This window comes from Polaromonas sp. UC242_47 (assembly GCF_044452385.1).
GTDB lineage: Bacteria > Pseudomonadota > Gammaproteobacteria > Burkholderiales > Burkholderiaceae_C > Polaromonas.
In genome coordinates, this window is record NZ_JBIOAO010000001.1 from 767,659 (window position 1) to 781,646 (window position 13,988).

The window sequence follows — 13,988 nt, forward strand, 5'->3', positions numbered from 1 at the left end:
CGGGACTGACGATGAACGGTATCACGTCTGGCCCATCCCTGCATAGTATTTGGGCATCCGGTGGGGATATCGGTGCAGGGCACTTGAGGCATGATTCGGCCATGCCCTTCTGGATAGACAGCCATTGCCACCTCGATGCAGGGGAGTTCGCCGCCGACCGCGAGGCCATGCGCGCGCGGGCAAACGCGTCGGGCGTGCGGCATTGCGTGTTGCCGGCGGTCGGGGTGGCTAATTTTGCCGCCGTGCGGTCGCTGGCGCAGGCCTGGGGGGACAGTTACGCCCTGGGGATTCACCCGCTGTATGTCTCGCAGGCGCAGGACGACGATCTGGCGCTGCTGGACGCCGAGCTGACCTTGCGCCAGGCCGACCCCCGGCTGGTGGCGGTCGGCGAAATCGGGCTGGATTATTTTGTGCCCGAACTCACACAAAGCCCGCTGCGCGAGCGCCAGGAGTTTTTTTACCGCGCGCAGCTGATGCTGGCAAAAAAACACGGTTTGCCGGTGATTCTGCATGTGCGGCGCTCGGCCGATCGGCTGCTGAAACATTTGCGCGAGGTAGGCGGGCCTGGCGCCAGCTGGTCCGGCATCGCCCACGCCTTCAACGGCAGTACGCAGCAGGCCGACGCGTTCATCCAACTGGGCTTCAAGCTGGGTTTTGGCGGTGCGGTGACTTTTGAGCGCGCCTTGCAACTGCGGCGTCTGGCGGCCGAATTGCCGCTGTCGGCCCTGGTGCTGGAGACCGATGCGCCCGACATCGCGCCGCACTGGCTTTACACCACCGCCGAACAACGTGCCTTGGGTCAGGCCCAGGGCCGCAACGAGCCGGCGGAGTTGCCGCGGATTGCCGCCGTGGTGGCGCAACTGCGCGGCTTGAGCCTGGAGGCGCTGGCGGCGGCGACCACCGCCAACACGCTGGCGGCCTTGCCCAGGCTGAACAGTCTGCTGCCGTGCTGACCGGTTTGCCGCCGCTGGTCGCGCGCGACACACGTTTGCTGATCCTGGGCAGTTTTCCCGGCGTGGCCTCCTTGGTCGCCCAGCAGTATTATGGGCACCCACAAAACCATTTCTGGAAGATATTACAAGCCATTTGGCCCTCTGGCCCAATAGGGACGGGCGCAGACAGCTATCAAGTTCGTAGCGACTGGCTGCTCTCGAAAAAGCTGGGCCTGTGGGACGTGTACGCGGCCTGTGAGCGCGAAGGCAGCCTGGACAGCCGTATCCGCAAGCCGGTGGTGAATGATTTTGCCGAACTGCAGCGCCAGTGTCCGGACCTCGAAGCCATTGCCCACAACGGGGCCGAAAGCTTCAAACATTCCCTGCATACCCCCTTGCTGGACTTGCCGGTTTATAAGTTGCCTTCCACCAGCCCGGCCAATGCCTCCTGGTCGTTTGAGCGCAAACTTGCCGCCTGGCGAGAAGTATTTGAAAAACACCGATTGATCGATTGACTGAGTGACCCGCAACGTGACCCGCAAAGAAACCCAAAACAAGAACCTGACCCAGGCGGATCTGCCTGAGGTCAATTTTTCCGATTACGGCGATATCCGTTATTTGCACCTGGGCACCGAGTGGGTCCAGGGCTCCATGCTGCTGGACAAGCCTTTTGACATCGAGCTGGAGTACGTCCAGCGCATGATGGTCTGGCTGCTGTTCACCGAACCCGGCAAGGTGGCAGCGCGGCGCGCCATGCAGCTGGGCCTGGGCTCGGCCGCGCTGACCAAGTTTTGCTACAAAAAACTGAAGATGAACACCACCGCGGTCGAGCTGAACCCGCAGGTGATTGCCGCCTGCCGCTTGTGGTTCAAGTTGCCGCAGGACGATGTGCGGCTGAAGGTCATCCTGGCCGATGCCGCGCAGGAAATCCGCCAGCCGGAACACCAGGGTCGTATTGACGCCCTGCAGGTGGACCTGTACGACCACGAAGCTGCGGCGCCGGTGCTGGATAGCGCCGACTTTTATGCCGGTTGCCGGGATGTGCTGAGCGAAGACGGTGTCATGACGGTCAACCTGTTCGGCCGCGACTCCAGTTACCTGAGCTCACTCGAAAAAATCGCCGAAGTGTTTGGACCGGAGTCGGTCTGGGCTTTCAAACCCACGCGGGAAGGCAACACCATCGTCGCCGCGCAACGTGAACCCACTCGGCCCGAGCGCACCGAACTGGTGCAACGAGCCGAACTGATTGAGTCACGCTTTGGCTTGCCGGCCAAAAAATGGCTGCGACTTTTCAAACCGGTCTGGTGACGGCCGGATGGTGAGGGCGCTGGTGGGGTGATCAGTTACAGTGCGACCATGCGCGCCGCCATACCCCCTCCACACCGCCCTGAAACTACGGCCCCAGCGGCTCCGGCCGGCCCGCTGGACTGGCGCCGTCTGGTCGAATGGCTGAGCGAAGACGGCGTAATTTCCAGCGCCGATGCACAGCGCACGATTGCGCGTTGCGCCCAGGTGCAAAGCGCCCAGCATCCCTTGATCCGCCTGGCCAGTGTCAGCATGACACGTGTCGCCGACGGCAAACCGCTGGATATCGACACCATTGCCAAGTGGCTGGCCGGCCGGGCCGGCCTGGGTTATTTGCGCATAGACCCGCTCAAGGTGGATGTGGGCAAGGTGGCCGACACCATGTCGGCCGTGTATGCCGAGCGGCACAAGGTCTTGCCGGTGCAGGTCACCGCCGCCGAGGTGGTGGTGGCGACCGCCGAACCTTTTGTGACGGACTGGGTCTCCGAGGTTGAACGCCAGGCCAAACGCAGCGTGCGCCTGGTGGTGGCCAACCCGGTCGAAATTGCTCGCTACACCGCCGAATTTTTTGCCCTGGCCAAATCTGTCAAGGCCGCCATGAAGGCCGGCGGCAACAGCGGGGCCGCCAGTTTCGAGCAACTGGTGGAGCTGGGCAAAACCAATAAACAGCTGGATGCCAATGACCAGGGCGTGGTGCAGGTGGTGGACTGGCTCTGGCAATACGCGTTTGACCAGCGCGCCAGCGACATCCATCTGGAGCCGCGGCGCGACCAGGGCGTGATCCGTTTTCGCATCGACGGTGTCTTGCATCCGGTCTACCAGATGCCCATGGGGGTGCACAACGCCATGACGGCGCGTATCAAGCTGCTGGGGCGTATGGACGTGGTGGAAAAACGCCGCCCGCAGGACGGCCGCATCAAGACCCGCAACCCGCGCGGTGACGAAATTGAAATGCGCTTGTCGACCCTGCCCACGGCCTTTGGCGAAAAAATGGTGATGCGGATTTTTGATCCCGACACCACCGTCAAGGACCTAGATGCGCTGGGGTTTTCGCAACACGATGCCAGCCGTTGGGAGCAACTGGTCAAGCGGCCCTATGGCATTGTGCTGGTGACCGGGCCGACCGGCTCGGGCAAAACCACGACCTTGTATTCCACACTCAAGCGGATTGCCACGGAAGAAGTCAACGTCAGCACGATTGAAGACCCGATCGAAATGATAGAGCCGGCCTTCAACCAGACCCAGGTGCAGGCGCACCTCGATTTTGATTTTGCCGAAGGCTTGCGGGCCCTGATGCGGCAGGACCCGGACATCATCATGGTGGGTGAAATCCGCGATCTGCAAACCGCCGAAATGGCGGTGCAGGCGGCGCTGACCGGGCATCTGGTGTTCAGCACCCTTCATACCAACGACGCGCCCTCGGCGGTGTCACGCCTGATGGAGCTGGGTGTGCCGTCTTATTTGATCAACGCCACCTTGCTGGGTGTGCTGGCGCAGCGGCTGGTGCGCACCCTGTGCAGCTTGTGCCGCGAAAAAGACGAAGGCAGCTCGCGCGAAACCCTGGCCGAGGTGGTGAAACCCTGGCAGATCAACGGCGGCTACCAGCCTTACAAGCCGGTCGGTTGTGTCGATTGCCGCATGACTGGTTTTTTGGGCCGTATGGGCTTGTATGAGTTGCTGACGGTGACTGAAGCCTTCAAGGACAAAGTCACCAAGGAGCCCAGTATTGATGCCTTGCGACGCCAGGCGGTGGCCGACGGCATGCGTCCTCTGCGGCTGGCGGGGGCGCTCAAGGTGGCCGAAGGGCTGACCACCATCGAGGAAATCCTTTCCACCACGCCGCCCATGGCCTGAAAGGCTTAAATGGCGATAGGCGTTAACCCTGTCCCCAGGGCGACACACTTATACTTTTTCCGCTTTTTCGCGTAAGTGAAAGCCACATGTGGTGTGCAGTTAATTACATGCACAATCCAGCGATCCATTTCTTTCTATTTCAGGAGACAACCGTGCATATCAAGAGTCAAAAAGACTTCTTTTGCGGGCTGATGTTCATCGCCGTCGGCGTGGCATTTGCCTGGGGTGCCAGCACCTACAACGTTGGCACAGGCGCCCGTATGGGCCCGGGTTACTTCCCGCTGATGTTGGGCATCTTGCTGGCCATCATTGGTGCCGGTGTGACCTTCGCCGCGCTGGTGGTGGAGACCGAAGGCGGCGACAAAATCGGCAAATGGGCCTGGAAGCCATTGGTCTGCATTATTTCCGCCAACATCGTGTTTGGTCTGTTGCTGGCCGGTCTGCCGTCCATCGGATTTCCCGCCTTCGGCATGATTGTCGCGATCTACGCGCTGACCTTTATTGCCAGCATGGCAGAAGCCGGCTGGAAATTCAAAGCCACTTTTATCCTCGCGACCATTCTGGCTGCCGGCAGCTACGTGGCCTTCGTCCTGGCGCTGAAACTGCAATTCCCGGTGTGGCCTTCCTTCATCACCGGCTAAGGAAAAATAATGGAACTGATTGAACATTTGTCGCTAGGTTTTGGCGTGGCTTTCACGCCCATCAACCTGTTGTATGCGCTGGCCGGTTGTGTGCTGGGTACCCTGATTGGCGTTTTGCCAGGGGTGGGTCCTGTGGCCACGATTGCCATGCTGTTGCCTGCTACCTACGCCTTGCCGCCGGTGTCGGCGCTGATCATGCTGGCCGGTATTTATTACGGCGCGCAATACGGCGGTTCGACCACCGCCATTCTGGTGAATTTGCCGGGTGAATCGTCCTCGGTGGTGACCTGTATTGACGGTTACCAGATGGCCCGAAAAGGTCGAGCGGGACCGGCGCTGGCTGCTGCCGGACTGGGCTCGTTTTTCGCTGGTTGTGTGGGCACGCTGATTCTGGCTGCTTTCGCACCACCACTGACCGAACTGGCTTTCAAATTCGGTCCTGCCGAATACTTTGCCCTGATGGTCCTGGGCCTGATCGGCGCCGTGGTGCTGGCATCGGGTTCGCTGCTCAAGGCCGTGGCCATGATTGTGCTGGGTCTGCTGCTGGGCCTGGTGGGTACCGACGTGAACTCCGGTGTCGCACGTTTCAGCTTTGACGTTCCTGAACTGACCGACGGTATCGGCTTTGTGGTGATCGCCATGGGTGTGTTCGGTTACGGAGAGATCATCAGCAATCTGGCCCAGCCAGAACATGAGCGCGAAGTGTTCACCTCCAAGGTGTCTGGCCTGATGCCGACCAAGGAAGACTTCAAGAACATGACGCCAGCTGTGCTGCGCGGTACTTTCCTGGGTTCTGCACTGGGCATCCTGCCCGGCGGCGGTGCCTTGCTGGCTGCTTTTGCTGCCTATGCGCTGGAAAAGAAAATGAAGATGAAGCCGGGCGAAGTTCCTTTCGGCCAGGGCAACATCCGCGGCGTGGCGGGTCCCGAGTCGGCCAACAACGCTGGTGCACAGACTTCCTTCATTCCCTTGCTGACCCTGGGTATTCCTCCCAACGCCGTGATGGCGCTGATGGTGGGTGCCATGACGATTCACAACATCCAGCCCGGCCCGCAGGTCATGACCAGCAACCCGGAACTGTTCTGGGGCCTGATCGCCTCGATGTGGATTGGCAATGCCATGCTGGTGATTCTGAATCTGCCGCTGATCGGCATGTGGATCAAGCTGCTGACCGTGCCTTACCGCTACCTGTTCCCGGCGATTGTGTTGTTCTGTGCGATTGGTGTGTATTCGACCAACAACAACACCTGGGACATCTGGATGGTTGCCATCTTCGGCATCATTGGTTATCTGTTCGTCAAGCTGGGTGCCGAACCTGCACCGCTGCTGCTGGGTTTCATCCTGGGCCCCATGATGGAAGAGAATCTGCGCCGTGCGCTGCTGCTCTCCCGCGGCGACTGGAGCGTGTTTGTCACGCGTCCATTGTCAGCCGGCTTGCTGGCAGCTGGCGCACTGCTGCTGGTGATCGTGTTGCTACCGTCTGTGAAAAACAAACGCGAAGAGGCTTTTGTCGAGGACTGATCCTTCTCGCCTCTGTCTCCAAAAAAGCGCCTTCGGGCGCTTTTTTTTTGCCTGTCCGGGGTCGGATGTTCGGGCAAAGCCCTAGGCCGTGAACAGGGAAAACGGTTCAGAATTTGAGCGATGCAACGCAAACATATTATTTTTGCGACGGTCGCCTTCACAGCGCTGTCAGCCCTGGCACAAACACCGGCTGCTTCGAGCAGCCAGGCGCAGGCCTATCCCACCAAGCCGATACGTTTGATCGTGCCTTTTCCGGCGGGCGGGGCGACCGACATCCTGGCGCGGGCGCTGTCGCAAAAGCTGGGTGAAAAAATCGGGCAGCCCGTGGTGGTGGACAACCGGCCGGGCGCTGGCGGCACCATAGGGGCTGACGCGGCGGCCAAGGCCGTGCCGGACGGCTACACCTTGCTGCTGGCCACCTCCAGCACACACAGCATAGGCCCGGCCATCAATCCCAAAATCCCCTACAACGTGGAGACGGATTTCACGCCCATCGCCTACGTGGCCAGCTCGCCCAATGTGGTGCTGGTGCCCAATTCCTCGCCGTCCAAAAGCATGCAGGAGTTCATCACCTACGCGCGCAAAAACCCGGGGCGTCTGAACTACGCGTCCAGCGGCAACGGCACCATCGTCAACCTGACCACCGAGTATTTCAAGGCCGAGTCCGGCACCTTCATCCTGCACATTCCTTACCGCGGCACGGCGCTGGCCATGCCCGACCTGATCAGTGGCAAGGTCGATGTCTTGTTTGATTCGCTGGTCACCGGCATGCCCCATGTCCGCGATGGCAAGTTGCGTGCGTTGGGCGTGACCAGCCTGAAACGCACGGCCCTGGCGCCTGGCCTGCCGGCCGTGGCCGAGGTGTTGCCGGGGTTTGAGTCGGTGACCTGGTTTGGCGTGTACGGCCCCAAGGGCCTGTCCGGCGAGTTGACCGCCAAGCTCAACCAGGCGCTGAATGCAGTCCTGCTGGATAACGACGTGAAAGAACGTTTTGCCCGACTGGGCGCCGAACCCACGGGTGGCACGCCACCGGCCTTTGCCGCCATGGTCAAGGCTGACCACGCCAAGTGGAAAAAAATCATCACCGAACGCAAGATCACCGCGGAGTGAACACGCGTTTACCTTGACGCCGGGGCTGGCCACACGTGCGAGCCCAGGCGTTTTCTTTTTTTCAAAGCGTCCCATGAAATTCAATTACACCAACCCCTACACCTCCACCCGCCTTCCGCTGTTTGCACGCAACGTCGTGTCCACCTCGCATCCGCTGGGTGCGCAGGCCGGCCTGCGCATGTTGCACCAGGGTGGCAACGCGGTGGATGCGGCGATTGCCGCGGCGGCTGCGATGACCATCGTCGAGCCCGTCAGCAATGGCCTGGGCAGTGATGCCTTCTGCATCTTGTGGGACGGCAAGGAGTTGCACGGGCTGAACGCCTCCGGCCCGGCGCCGCAGGGCTGGACCCCCGACTACTTCAAACGCAAATACGGCGACCAGGCCAAAACCCCGCCCAAACGCGGCCTGGATTCCGCAACCGTGCCCGGCGCCGTCAGCAGCTGGGTGGCCTTGAGTGACCGGTTTGGCAAGTTGCCTTTTGCCGACTTGATGGCGCCGGCCATCGAAATTGCCGAGCGTGGTTATCTGATCCCGACCGTGGTGCAGCAAAAATGGGCGGCTGCGACCGGGGAGCTGAAGTCGCAACCCGGTTTCGCCCAGTCCTTTCTGCCCTGGGGCCGCGCGCCCGAGATTGGCGAGTTGTTCCAGTTCAAGGCGGCGGCCAAGGCCTTGCGCGCGATTGCCGAGACCAAAGGGGCGGCTTATTACGGCGGCGCCATTGCCCACGCGATTGAAAAATTCTCCAAACAAAACGGCGGCTGCCTCACAGTCAGGGATTTTGAAAATTTCAAACCCGAGTGGGTCCAGCCGATTGGCCAAAATTACCGCGGCTACACCTTGCATGAGATTCCGCCCAACGGCCAGGGCATTGCCGCCCAGATTGCGCTGGGCATCCTGGAGCACTTCGATGTGGCCGGCTTGCCGGTTGATGGCGTGGATTCGCAACACCTGCAGATCGAAGCCATGAAACTGGCGTTTGCCGACATCTACAAATACGTGGCCGAGCCATCGTTTATGGCGGTGACCCCCGCGCAAATGTTAGACGCCAGCTACCTCGCCTCCCGTGCCAAACTCATCGACATGAAAAAGGCACAAGACTTTGGCGCGGGCAACCCGGTCAAGGGCGGCACAATTTACCTGACCGCGGCGGACGAAGACGGCATGATGGTCAGCTTCATCCAGAGCAATTACATGGGTTTTGGCTCGGGTTGTGTCGAGCCGGAGTTCGGTATCAGCCTGCAAAACCGCGGCCACGGGTTCAGCCTGCAGGCCGGGGCCAACCAGGTCGCGCCGGGCAAACGGCCTTTTCACACCATCATCCCGGCCTTCCTCACCAAAGACGGCCAGCCGGTCATGAGTTTTGGCGTGATGGGTGGCAACATGCAGCCGCAAGGCCACATGCAAACCCTGGTGCGTATGCTGGACCATGGTCAGAGCCCGCAAATGGCTTGTGACGCACCGCGCTGGCGCTTCAACGCCGGCATGGAGATCAATGTCGAAGGAGCGATGAACCCGGCCACCGTGCAAGGCCTGGCCGAGCGAGGCCACCGCACGGAAGTGATCAACGACTCTTACCAAGACTTCGGTGCCGGCCAGTTCATCTGGCGCGCGGGTGACCCCAAGGTACAGGGATATATTGCGGCGAGTGATGCGCGGCGCGACGGCCAGGCGGTCGGTTTTTAAACTACAGTTTTGATCCATAAATTCAAGAAAAATAGCCCTCCAGCCCACACCCCACGGGCGCAAGCAGCTACCAAAAACATAGCGACCGGTTTACTGCTGGCAACCTTCGGCGCCATCTTCTTCAGCGGCAAGGCGATCATCGTCAAGCTCGCCTACCGCTACGGCGTGGATGCGGTCACGCTCATCATGTACCGCATGTTGTTTGCGCTGCCGATTTTTGCGCTCATGGCCTGGTGGGCCAGCCGCGGCAAGGCCGCGCTCACACGCAAGGATTGGCTGGGTGTGTTGTGGCTAGGGTTCACCGGTTATTACCTGGCGAGTTTTCTCGACTTTGCCGGGCTGGCCTATATCACCGCCTCCCTGGAACGGTTGATCCTTTACCTCAACCCCACCTTGGTGTTGCTGCTGGGCCTGGTGCTGTACCACCGGCGCGTCAGCACGGCGCAAATCCTGGGCATGGCGATCAGCTACAGCGGCGTGTTGCTGGTGTTTGGCCACGAGATCACCTTGATGGGCCCCAACGCGGCCTGGGGCACCTTGCTGGTGTTTCTCAGCGCCATCAGTTATGCGATCTACCTGGTCTACAGCGGCGAGATGGTCAAACGCCTGGGGTCCTTGCGGCTGGTGGGCCTGGCCAGCACCGTGGCTTGTTTGTGCTGCATCCTGCAGTTCCTGGTGCTCAGGCCACTCAGCGCCGCCGAGGTGGCGCCCGAGGTGATCTGGCTGTCGCTGCTGAACGCCACCTTGTGCACCGCCGTGCCGGTGCTGATGGTGATGATGGCCGTCGAACGTGTGGGCGCCAGCATGGCCGCGCAAGCCGGCATGATAGGTCCGATGTCCACCATCCTGATGGGCGTGCTGATTCTGGGGGAGCCCTTCACCGCCTGGGTGGCGGCGGGCACGGTGCTGGTGATCGCCGGGATTTTTGTGTTCAGTCGCGGTAGATAGGGCCCCCACGCTCGCTCACTGCGTGTAGCTCGCTGCCCCCCGAGGGGGCGCTGCGCCTGCGGCCCGGCGGAGCCGGTTCCGCGGCCCTGGCTGGTCGGGGCCGGGGAGGCGCCGCGGGAGTTAATAGGCGAGTGTCACCGGTTGTCCCACGCGCTGGGCCTTCACGTCCTCTGCGTGGAAGGGCAAGGCCAGCCACTGCTTGGCCGAGAACATGGGCAACTGGTCGTAGAAGCGGGGCGAGGTCGGGTCGCTGCTCTGGCCGTAGGTGAGCAGGCCATGGGCCACCGGGCCGCGTTCGTCGAAACTCACGGCCTGGATGTAGCTGCTGCCGTAGTTGATGCCGTAGCCCTGCTTGTTGAGGGTGGGCTGGCCCTGGCTCTCGACCTTGTTGAGCACACCCTCGAACTCGTCGCCGCCGTGGATCGTGACCGTCTGCCCATTCACCACGCGTGTCTGTACCTGCGCCAGCGGGACGTCGATCGCAAAGCCGGCGCTGCGCACGATGGCGGCTGCGTCACCCAGGGCCTTGAACACGGCGTCACGGGTGGCCGGTGTGGCCATGTCCAGGCCAGCCGGGGTCGCCACCGGGCGCGCCGCGTCAAAAGGCAGGCGCCAGACCTTGGGCACATCTTTCGCCTTGCGCCAGAACTCGCGAAACAGCGGTGCGCCCTTGGAGGCGCTGTTGCTGGTGCGGTCCCAGCCGGCGAGTACCAGGCAGCCCTGGGCGGCGTCCTGCGAGAGTGCTGGCGCGTTGGTCCTGCACGCGGCGACCAGATCGTCCATCACCAGCATGCCGGCCAGATTTTTGTCGCGAAAAATGACGCTGCGCACCTCGGCCGAGCCCATGCGATTGCCGGGCAGGCCATCGTTGCCGGCCAGACGCGCCTGAATCTCCAGGATGGCACTGCGTGTGCGCAAGCGCTGCGGGGTGCCGATAGCGCCGACCAGCGGCGAGACCCCGGCCATAGGCGGAATCGCCGGGTTGCTGAGCCAGTAGCTGTCGTTGCTGTTTTGCACCCAGTCCGGTGTGATGACGACCGGCATACGTGCCGGCGCGATGATGCCGGGCGCCGCAACACCGCTGTCGCGGTTCCAGGCACAGCCTGCGCGCGAGCCGTCCAGAATGGGCAGGCCGGCTGCCGCCAACAGGGCCGCCGCGCGTGGTGAGGGCGCGCAGGTCTTGAGCAGGTCGGCCGACACGTCGGGCACCACCGACAGATCGGCATACATGGCGTTGCCCTCACGATCGGCGGCGAGGGTGTTGATCCACGGGATGCCCTGGTTGCCCATGGCCGCGCGCAACTCACCCACGTTGCGTGCCAGCGCCATCTTCATCCAGCTTTCGGCTGAGCGCACGTTGAGGGTGTTGGCATCGCGGATGGCGTAGGCCGTGGTGGTGGTCCAGCCCAGGCCGGCGGCCGGCAGCGAAACGACAGGACCCCAGTCGGTGCTGTAAAAGGTGCGGCTGGCCGGCGCGGCGCCGGGTGCGGCAGACGCCGCCGGCAGGGTGACCGTGTTCGCCGTCATCTTTTTGCGCTGGCCGTCGACCAGGTAAACGGTCGGGTCGTTCGGATCCAGCTTCAATTCATACAGCGTGAAACGTTTGCCGGTTGAGACCGTGTGGGTCCAGGCCACGTCCTTGTTGAAACCGATTGAGACCACCGGGCTCAGGCCACCGGTGGCCCCCATGATGTCGAGCTTGCCCGGAATCGTGAGGTGCATTTCCCAGAAGCGGTTGGTGCCGATCCAGGGGAAGTGCGGGTTGCCCAGCAACAGGCCGCGTCCATCAGGTGTGGCGTTGCGGCCGAAGGCCCAGCCGTTGGAGCCGAACTCACCGCCCTCGGGGTTGGCGTTGAAGCTGTGGCGGGCGACTTCCGCGACTGCCTGCTGCAGAGGAACAGGGGCAGCGCTTGTCTTTGTGCCCGCTGCAGGTGGCGCTGCCGCCAGCACGGCACCGGCCAGGGCACCCACGCCGCCCAGAATCATGGACTGCTCGGTGGCGCGGGCCAGGTCGGACAGTGACATGGGCCGCACCCACGGCTTGCCTCGACAGGCTTCCGGGAGACCGCTGGGGCCTACGTCCTGCAGGTAGCGGTTGTAGCCGGCCACATAACCACGCAGCGATGCCTGGACATCGGCGCTGGTGGTGGCGCCTGCACGGGCCAGCGCGGCGTCGTCCATGTGGTTGCGGATGAAGAGATCAATCTGTGTGTTCGGCAAGCGGCCCAAGCCGAGTTCGCCGGTGTTTTGTGGGCCGAGAAACTGCGCGCGTTCACCCCGTACCGTCAGCAGGTGTTCGGCCGTCTGGCAGACGTTGTCCTGGGCATGCGCATAAGCCACGCCGTAAGCGATACCCTCATAGTCCTGGGCCGTGATGTGGGCAATGCCGTAAGGCGTGCGTTCGATCTGCACACTGCGCGAACCGGGCGGCGGCACGGTGCTGCAAGCTGTCAGCGCCAGGAGGGTGAGGGCAGCAAGCGCCGCAGGTGCGGCGAAGCGAGACGTCGTGGGCTGGGAGGGTTTCATGGGAGAGCGTCCGTAGCAATGAGAATTTCATTACAGCAGGCGCACGCCATGGCGTCACGCATGAATACCCGGGCGCTGTCACCTAGGCGCTAGGCCATCGTTCTCGCGCTGGAGGTATGCGGTTGGCCGGGGCCCAGTAGCAAGGCGCAGGAAACCAGCCCATGAAGAGGCTTGAATTTACTCAGTATCATGGCCCATCAACTTTCACCAATGAAGCGGGAATTATTATGGATTTAGGTATCACCGGCAAATGGGCTCTGGTCTGCGGCGCGAGCAAAGGACTGGGTCTGGGTTGTGCCCAGGCCCTGATGCGCGAAGGCGTGAATGTGCTGATTGTTGCGCGAGGCGCCGAGGTGCTGCAGGCAGCTGCTGCCAAATTGATAGCTGATAGCGCCCGTCCTGCGGGGGCTAGCGTGCTGTTTGTTGCTGCAGACATCACCACCGTCGAAGGCCGCGCGGCGGTCTTCGCGGTGCGCAAGGATTTCGACATCGTGGTGACCAATGCCGGCGGCCCGCCACCGGGCGACTTCCGCGACTGGGACCGCGACGCCTGGATCAAGGCCGTCGACGCCAACATGTTGACCCCCATCGAGCTGATCAAGGCGACCGTGGACGGCATGGCCGCGCGTGGTTTTGGCCGCATCGTCAACATCACCTCCAGCTCGGTCAAGGCCCCGATAGACACCCTCGGCCTGTCCAATGGCGCACGCAGCGGCCTGACGGGTTTTGTCGCCGGCGTGGCACGCACCAAGCTGGCGGCTCAGGGCGTCACCCTCAACAACCTGCTGCCCGGCGTGTTCGACACCGACCGCATCAAGAACATGTTGCAGGGCGCCTCGGAAAAAACCGGGCAATCGGTGCAGTCGCTGGCGGATGCGCGCCGTAAAAACATTCCGGCCCAGCGTTTTGGCACGCCCGAAGAGTTTGGCGCCATCTGCGCGTTTTTGTGCAGCACCCATGCGGCCTACATCACGGGCCAGAACGTGCTGGCCGACGGTGGGGCGTATCCGGGGACTTATTGATCCCTGGCCGGTTAACGGCGCATGCCGTTAACAGCTCAATCCTTGGACAACTCGCAAAAGCGCAGACGGTTGCCGAAGGGGTCGGCGATTTCCATCAGGCGGCCCCAGTCCACGGTTTGCACGCCGGGTTTGGAAAATTTGTAGTTTTTCGCCGTGAGTTCGCTGTGTAAGGCCGTGATGTCTTGCACCGGCACAAACACCGTGGACCCCGGCGTGGCGTCGCCATGGTGCTCACTCAGGTGCAGGGTCAGGCCGGAGCGCTTGATTTGGGCATACAGGGGAAAGTTCTCCCCAAAGCGGTGTTCCCATTCCAGCGTGAAACCCAGAAAATCCAGGTAGAACTCTTTGGCTTTGTCCTCGGAGAAGATACGCAGGATGGGAATGGCGGGGGCGAGTTGCATGGCGGTTTCTCTTGGGCGGGTGGGGCTGGCAGCATACCTGAGCG

The 13,988-nt window shown here is 62.2% G+C and carries 12 protein-coding genes; 10 read left to right on the top strand and 2 right to left on the bottom strand.

Annotated elements, in window-relative coordinates:
* Positions 1-101: 101 nt before the first annotated feature.
* The 9 genes from ACHMXK_RS03770 to ACHMXK_RS03810 all read left to right on the top strand — a co-directional run bounded on the left by ACHMXK_RS03770 (position 102) and on the right by ACHMXK_RS03810 (position 9,995).
* Complete coding sequence (locus tag ACHMXK_RS03770; protein WP_397437816.1) at positions 102-953, top strand: TatD family hydrolase; 852 nt, start codon at positions 102-104, stop codon at positions 951-953.
* Complete coding sequence (locus ACHMXK_RS03775; RefSeq protein ID WP_397437818.1) at positions 947-1,447, top strand: DNA-deoxyinosine glycosylase; 501 nt, start codon at positions 947-949, stop codon at positions 1,445-1,447. The genes ACHMXK_RS03770 and ACHMXK_RS03775 overlap by 7 nt, the downstream gene beginning before the upstream one ends.
* A gap of 16 nt (positions 1,448-1,463) precedes the next feature.
* Positions 1,464-2,240 (top strand): spermidine synthase, encoded by a 777-nt coding sequence (locus ACHMXK_RS03780; protein ID WP_397437820.1) that lies wholly within the window; start codon positions 1,464-1,466, stop codon positions 2,238-2,240.
* A gap of 48 nt (positions 2,241-2,288) precedes the next feature.
* Entirely contained in the window at positions 2,289-4,091 is a 1,803-nt protein-coding gene (locus tag ACHMXK_RS03785; protein WP_397437822.1) for a GspE/PulE family protein, read from the top strand.
* 152 nt (positions 4,092-4,243) lie between these two features.
* Positions 4,244-4,732 (top strand): tripartite tricarboxylate transporter TctB family protein, encoded by a 489-nt coding sequence (locus tag ACHMXK_RS03790; RefSeq protein WP_397437824.1) that lies wholly within the window; start codon positions 4,244-4,246, stop codon positions 4,730-4,732.
* A gap of 9 nt (positions 4,733-4,741) precedes the next feature.
* Complete coding sequence (locus tag ACHMXK_RS03795; RefSeq protein WP_397437826.1) at positions 4,742-6,253, top strand: tripartite tricarboxylate transporter permease; 1,512 nt, start codon at positions 4,742-4,744, stop codon at positions 6,251-6,253.
* A gap of 120 nt (positions 6,254-6,373) precedes the next feature.
* On the top strand, positions 6,374-7,363 hold the full coding sequence (locus ACHMXK_RS03800) for a Bug family tripartite tricarboxylate transporter substrate binding protein (RefSeq protein WP_397437828.1): 990 nt from the start codon (positions 6,374-6,376) through the stop codon (positions 7,361-7,363).
* A gap of 73 nt (positions 7,364-7,436) precedes the next feature.
* A complete protein-coding gene (locus ACHMXK_RS03805; RefSeq protein ID WP_397437829.1) occupies positions 7,437-9,047 on the top strand; it encodes a gamma-glutamyltransferase family protein in 1,611 nt (536 codons plus the stop codon).
* A 12-nt stretch (positions 9,048-9,059) separates the two neighbouring features.
* A complete protein-coding gene (locus ACHMXK_RS03810) occupies positions 9,060-9,995 on the top strand; it encodes a DMT family transporter (RefSeq protein ID WP_397442434.1) in 936 nt (311 codons plus the stop codon).
* Between the two features lie 120 nt (positions 9,996-10,115).
* Here ACHMXK_RS03810 and ACHMXK_RS03815 read toward each other — a convergent pair whose 3' ends face one another.
* A complete protein-coding gene (locus ACHMXK_RS03815) occupies positions 10,116-12,521 on the bottom strand; it encodes a penicillin acylase family protein (protein ID WP_397437831.1) in 2,406 nt (801 codons plus the stop codon).
* Positions 12,522-12,748: 227 nt separating this feature from the next.
* On the opposite strand from ACHMXK_RS03815, the gene ACHMXK_RS03820 reads away from it, so the two are divergent.
* Positions 12,749-13,543 (top strand): SDR family oxidoreductase, encoded by a 795-nt coding sequence (locus ACHMXK_RS03820; protein WP_397437833.1) that lies wholly within the window; start codon positions 12,749-12,751, stop codon positions 13,541-13,543.
* Between the two features lie 35 nt (positions 13,544-13,578).
* Here ACHMXK_RS03820 and ACHMXK_RS03825 read toward each other — a convergent pair whose 3' ends face one another.
* Positions 13,579-13,944: a glyoxalase superfamily protein gene (locus tag ACHMXK_RS03825; RefSeq protein WP_397437835.1), complete on the bottom strand. Its 366-nt coding sequence runs from the start codon at positions 13,942-13,944 to the stop codon at positions 13,579-13,581.
* Positions 13,945-13,988: the final 44 nt, after the last annotated feature.

Excerpts from the sequence above, each read along its gene's own strand:
- ACHMXK_RS03770 (WP_397437816.1), top strand. The coding sequence starts at position 102 with ATGCCCTTCTGGATAGACAGCCATTGCCACCTCGATGCAGGGGAGTTC.
- ACHMXK_RS03785 (WP_397437822.1), top strand. The coding sequence starts at position 2,289 with ATGCGCGCCGCCATACCCCCTCCACACCGCCCTGAAACTACGGCCCCA.
- ACHMXK_RS03795 (WP_397437826.1), top strand. The coding sequence starts at position 4,742 with ATGGAACTGATTGAACATTTGTCGCTAGGTTTTGGCGTGGCTTTCACG.
- ACHMXK_RS03800 (WP_397437828.1), top strand. The coding sequence starts at position 6,374 with ATGCAACGCAAACATATTATTTTTGCGACGGTCGCCTTCACAGCGCTG.
- ACHMXK_RS03805 (WP_397437829.1), top strand. The coding sequence starts at position 7,437 with ATGAAATTCAATTACACCAACCCCTACACCTCCACCCGCCTTCCGCTG.
- ACHMXK_RS03815 (WP_397437831.1), bottom strand. The coding sequence starts at position 12,521 with ATGAAACCCTCCCAGCCCACGACGTCTCGCTTCGCCGCACCTGCGGCG.
- ACHMXK_RS03820 (WP_397437833.1), top strand. The coding sequence starts at position 12,749 with ATGGATTTAGGTATCACCGGCAAATGGGCTCTGGTCTGCGGCGCGAGC.
- ACHMXK_RS03825 (WP_397437835.1), bottom strand. The coding sequence starts at position 13,944 with ATGCAACTCGCCCCCGCCATTCCCATCCTGCGTATCTTCTCCGAGGAC.